The organism is Nocardia anaemiae NBRC 100462 (assembly GCF_001612725.1).
GTDB classification, from domain to species: Bacteria; Actinomycetota; Actinomycetes; order Mycobacteriales; family Mycobacteriaceae; genus Nocardia; species Nocardia anaemiae.
On sequence record NZ_BDAZ01000055.1, the window covers coordinates 1 to 3,149 of the forward strand.

At 67.3% G+C, this 3,149-nt stretch carries 2 protein-coding genes and 1 pseudogene; 1 reads left to right on the top strand and 2 read right to left on the bottom strand.

Annotated elements, in window-relative coordinates; translation table 11 throughout:
- Positions 1–54 precede the first annotated feature (54 nt).
- A complete protein-coding gene (locus tag NA5_RS28170; protein WP_062991386.1) occupies positions 55–333 on the top strand; it encodes a hypothetical protein in 279 nt (92 codons plus the stop codon).
- Positions 334–425: 92 nt separating this feature from the next.
- On the opposite strand, the gene NA5_RS28175 is transcribed toward NA5_RS28170, so the two are convergent.
- Positions 426–2,225: a P-loop NTPase family protein gene (locus tag NA5_RS28175; RefSeq protein ID WP_062991388.1), complete on the bottom strand. Its 1,800-nt coding sequence runs from the start codon at positions 2,223–2,225 to the stop codon at positions 426–428.
- A gap of 88 nt (positions 2,226–2,313) precedes the next feature.
- Positions 2,314–3,149: pseudogene (locus NA5_RS41430) on the bottom strand (hypothetical protein); the annotation flags it as partial.

Sequence of the window (3,149 nt, forward strand, 5' to 3'; positions counted from 1 at the left end):
CCGCGAACACGCAGCGCCGGAGGCGCTGCAATCAAACAGAGCTAGGCTGGTGCCGTGCATCAGATCGCAGGGTGGTGGGACGGCTTCGAGCTGTGGGTCGCGGGATTGCCGTTCATCCCGCAGTTCATCGTGGTGTTGGTCGGCATGGTTCCGGTCAGCTTCGCCATCGCCTACCTGCTCGATCGACTCCTGCGGATCTCGCTGCAACTGCTCGGCCGTAACCGCACGACCTCGACGGCACTCACCGCCGAGGATGTCGTGGGCCCCCAGCCCGCGCTGACGCCCGAGCCGTCCGCGGCGGCGCGCGAGATCGTGCAGAGCGGAGCGCGTTGATGCCGCGTTCCCGCGTTCAGCTCGCCTTGATCGCCCTGCTCGTGCTCATCGTCATCGCCTGGCTCGTGACTCGCTAGCCGAATCGTCCTTGTCTACGCGGCAGCGCTGATCCCATCGGCCTCGGCGCGCAGCCCGCGCAACCTGCCGAGTTGCACATCCAGATCGGCGATGCGTTCCTCGCGGTGATCGCCGTACTTGCCATAGGCCACCTCCGCGACGCGCAGCCGTTCGTCGGCGGCGCGGAGCACATCGGTGGCGATATCGGTGAAGTGATCGCGCAACGCACGCTGCATGGCGCGCAACCGATTTCGCGATTCCTTACCCACCTGGAAGATCACGTCGTCCATCAGTCTGGCCACCGAAACCTTTGCCTCGGCCTGACGGCGCTGCTTGCGCGCCTTGCGGTCGTCCCATAGCGCATTGGCGCCGAGCAGCAGGGCGGCGGCGGCCGAATACCAGTTCACCAGTGGCATTTTCAGCAGACTGGTGAGCACGCCGACCATGAGCAGACCACCGTATGACCCGCGCATGACGGTCAGGAATTGACCGAGCACACCGGCTTTCCCGCTGATCAGCGGATCCAGCGGCGCGACATGGTCGAGCACCTCACCGGGATTTTCCAGCCGTAGATCCGGTAGCGGCGGCGTGCGGTGATCGGCGGGGAATTTGGCCGCCACCTGCTCGGACAGTTCCACCGCTCGGTAGTGCGCCACCACGAAATTCTCTTCGACGGCCTCACAGATGCGGGCATCCAGATCCGCGCCGAAATCCTGCCAGCGGCGAGCCGGATCGGTCCGGGCGATCTCGGCCTCGGCATCGCGCACCAGACTGCGCAGCCGGTGCCGCAGATCGTGTTCGATATCGGCCATCAGCTCGGTACTGCCGTCACCGAGGGTGACCTGCCAGTTGGCCGAGCGCTGTCGCAGTTGGTCGGCTTGGTCGCGTGCGGCGACCAGTTGTTCGGTGATCTCCACCCGGCGGCGCGGATCGCGCAGCGCCTCGGCCTCGGTCCGCAGGGTCACGGCGAGGTGGTCGGCGACGAGCCGGATGTCATTGGCCGCGGCTTCCAGCACCAGGCTGTCGGCCCGTGCCAACACATAGTCGCGCAGGTGGTCGACCAGTTGCGGCACACCGGATTCGATATCGCGCTGATAGTTGCCCGCTTGCAGATGCAGCAGCGCGGAGACCGGCGCCACCGCGAAGCCGAGACCTGCCGCGTCCAAAAGCTCGCGATTGCGCTGCTGGGTGTGCTGCCAGTGCGGGTGCAGATCGATCTTGTTCAACGCGCAGATGACTGTCGGACAGAGCTGCTGGATGCGCTCGAGGTAGCCGATCTGCTCCGGGCTGAATTCGTTTCCGGCGTCACCGACGTAGAGCACCGCATCCGCGGCGGCGATCATCGACCAAGTGGTGTGATCATCGCCGTTGCTGCCCGGTGCGTCCATCAGGACGAGGCCCTCGGCGAGCAGCGGACTCGGCTCGGTGAATTCGGCGCGGATCACCCCGTCGGCGGCCAGCGCGGGCCCGGGATCGAGCGGATCGACGGGCTGACGTTCGATCCGGCCCGCGCCCAGCGATTTCACCAGCACAGCGGTCGGCTCCGGTCCGTACTCCGCGATCACCGGCACGCTCAGCGCGCTCTCGGTGGCGCTCACCCGCGCCCCGATCAGACCGTTGACCAGCGTGCTCATCCCGTTCTTCGCGGCACCGACGACCACAAGGCGCAACCGTGTGTCACCGACCCTGGCCCGGACCATACTCAGTCGGCCACCCAGATCTTGCCGTCCCGCGGAGCGGGTCATCTCCTGCAGTTGATCGAGGATTCCGATGACCGGCGCCATCGCCTGCGGATGTTTCACCGTGGCGGCCTCCAGCCCGGCTGCGGCAGACAACCGCTCCTCCTAACTGTCGTATGGATATCGCGTTCGACGATGACATGCGCCAGCGCGACGGGTGCGCGCGACCCCCAAAGCGGCTCTCCTAGATCAGGGTGAAATCCAGGCCCGCCACGAAGTGGTGACCGTCGTCCACTCCCGGATCGGGCAGCACCGGCATGGACAGTCCGGTGGCCATGAGCGTCAACGCCGCGTGATCGGGCTCGTATACCGGGTTCGCGAAATCGGCCGGATCACCGATTTCGGCGGCGATCGGGTGTGTCGGCGGCTTAATCGGGGTGACCGGTGCCGGCATCGTCGGCGCGGGGACGTGCGGTTGCTGAGTCGGGATCGGTGCCGGGGAATTCGCGGTCGGGATATCGATATCCGCGGTCGGCGGGACCGTCGGTGCCGAGTGGGTGACCGTCGGCACCGAGACGGTCGGGAGGTCCACGGTCGGGTCGTCGACATCCGGCTGGGTGGTGTGGGTGTTCGGGATCGAGTTGCCGCCGTTGACGGTGCTCGGGGTTGTCCCGCCGTTGTGACCGGTGCTCGTTCCGCCATTGCCGGTGCTCGGGAGCGTCACATCGTCGTCGTCCGGTGTCGTCGGCGTCGCGGTGTGGGTCGGCGCGTGCGTGGTGGGGGCCTGGGTGGTCGGCGCGTGGGTCGCGGTCGGGATCTTCGTCGTCCCGGTGGCATCCGCATCAGGAACAGTGGTGTGGCCGGGCTTGGTGCTGCCCGTATCGGGCGTCTTGGTCGGATGCCCCGTGGTGTTGTCGGCCGGGACCGGCACCGTCTTGGTGACGGTGGTCGGGGTGCTGGTCACCGGTGTGGTGGTCGAATGCGAATCGTCGACCGCGACCGTATGCTTCGCCGGAACAGGCCGCGGCTCGAACAGCGCGGGCACCGTCGCGGCGGGCGCGGTCAGCGGCGACGGACCCG